This is a genomic window from Streptomyces sp. NPDC002306 (assembly GCF_053593435.1).
In genome coordinates this window covers 1-1,958 of the sequence record NZ_JBSFCK010000132.1, presented here as the reverse complement: position 1 = coordinate 1,958, position 1,958 = coordinate 1, and the positions used below count along the sequence as shown (strand labels likewise).

Below are 1,958 nucleotides of genomic sequence, written 5' to 3'. Positions count from 1 at the left end.
AGACCCGATAAGTCCGACGCGCTCGAAGCCACCCCAACCACCCCCGGGACCCACTGCCAACCAGCCTACGCCCACTACAAAAGCAACGGCATTGGGCCCTAGGCCGTGTATCGAAAGTGGATCTTGGGCTGTGAATGATCACGGTTCATGGGTCGGGGAGATCTCACGGACGAACAGTGGGCGGCGCTGGAGCTGTTGTTGCCGAAGGGTGCCAGGGCGGGGCGGCCTCCCGTCTGGCCTCGGCGGCAGTTGATCGATGGCATACGGTTCCGGGTCCGGACCGGTGTCCCGTGGCGGGACGTGCCCGTCGAGTACGGGCCGTGGAGCCGGGTCTACGACCTGTTCCGCCGATGGCAGCGGAACGGCATCTGGCAGCGGATCCTCACCCGGCTCCAGTCTCTGGCCGACGCGAAGGGTGCGATCACGTGGGACCTGAGCGTCGACTCCACAGTCTGCCGCGCCCATCAGCATGCGGCTGGGGCCCGCAAGCAGGGCGACCTGCAGAAGGAACCACCAGGCGGCATCTTTACCGAACCCCTTGATCATGGGCTGGGAAGATCGCGCGGCGGGTTCACCACCAAGATCCACCTGGCAGTCGAGCAAGGCCAGAAGCCCATGTCGATCGTGGTGACAGCAGGACAGCGCGGAGACTCACCGCAGTTCGAACCCGTGCTGGAGAAGGTCCGTGTGCCCCGCATCGGGCCGGGCCGGCCACGCGTCCGCCCCGATCGGGTGCGTGCTGATAAGGCGTACGCCTCCCGCAAGAACCGCGCCTACCTGCGCCGCCGTGGGATCCCCTGCACCATCCCGGACAAGGCCGACCAGGCGCGCAACCGCCAAAAACTCGGCTCCCGTGGCGGCCGGCCGCCGTATTTCGACCCGGTCGACTACCGCGAGCGCCATGCGGTCGAGTGCGGCATCAACCGCCTCAAGAGGCACCGGGCCGTGGCGACGAGGTACGACAAGCTCGCGGTCCGCTACGAGGCAACCGTTCTCGTCGCGGCCATCAACGAATGGCTGTGACCAGGTCCTTCAAGACTCATAAGGACCGCCCCGAAAGTACATACTCCTGTGCGCTCGGGGGCGGTCACCGCGCTCGTGCGCGGCAGCGGAGCGGTCAGCAGGTGCCGTCCGTTTCGCCAGCTCCCGCAGGACCTCGAGGCCGGCCAGCACCTCCGAGCGATTGTCCGACCTTTTCATCCACCCCGGCAGCCGAGCGAACATCGACATCGTCGGCCGCGCGCCGCCACGCTCTCGCAATCGCGCTCCGACGTAGGCAGACAGCTCGTCGACGTGTTCCTCGTTGTAGGCCCACAAGATGTGCCCGGCGCAACGGGTCTGCAGCCACAGAGGCCGCTGGAAGAACGGATCCTCACTACCACCCAGCACCGCGCCGACCAGCCCAGCCCCCTGCACCTCAGGCTTCCAGCCGTCGATGGCACCACACCCTCCACAAGCCAGACGACGCGGCTGGAACAGAAGCTCGCTGAAGTACCTGGGATCAGGAATGCCTGGCCGGGGGATCACGAGAGCACGGCCCCCGCATCTCGGACAGACCACAAGCATCCGACCCGCGAACCGAGCCAACCAACCCCCGGAGTCATAGTGCCGAGCGAGATCAGTCTGCGGTTCCAAATCCATGGCGGACATCATCGCAGCTACGGGATTCTTGAACATGCCCCACAGGTCGCCACCAGGCACTTTCGATACACGGCCTAGGTCGACCGTGCGCCTGCCGCTGAAACCCTTGATGTTGCTGAGCTGCACTCGCGTGATGTACACCCCTGCCCTGTCTTCCTCTCCGGCTGCGGTACAACTCTCGACATGAGCAAGGCCGTGCACAGGGGCCACAGCGCCTTAGACGCAATGCCGTTGCTTTACGGGTCTGGGTCGGGTGGTCGGGGTCGTTTGATGCGGATGGCTTGGGTGCCGGCGTGGGTGGGTTGGGGCCAGCTGTA

General features: G+C 65.8%; 1 protein-coding gene. It reads left to right on the top strand.

What is annotated here, in order from left to right; all coding sequences use genetic code 11:
• The first annotated feature begins 147 nt into the window (after positions 1–147).
• Positions 148–1,023 (top strand): IS5 family transposase, encoded by an 876-nt coding sequence (locus tag ACWCQK_RS42395; RefSeq protein WP_451164592.1) that lies wholly within the window; start codon positions 148–150, stop codon positions 1,021–1,023.
• The last annotated feature ends 935 nt before the right edge of the window (positions 1,024–1,958 follow it).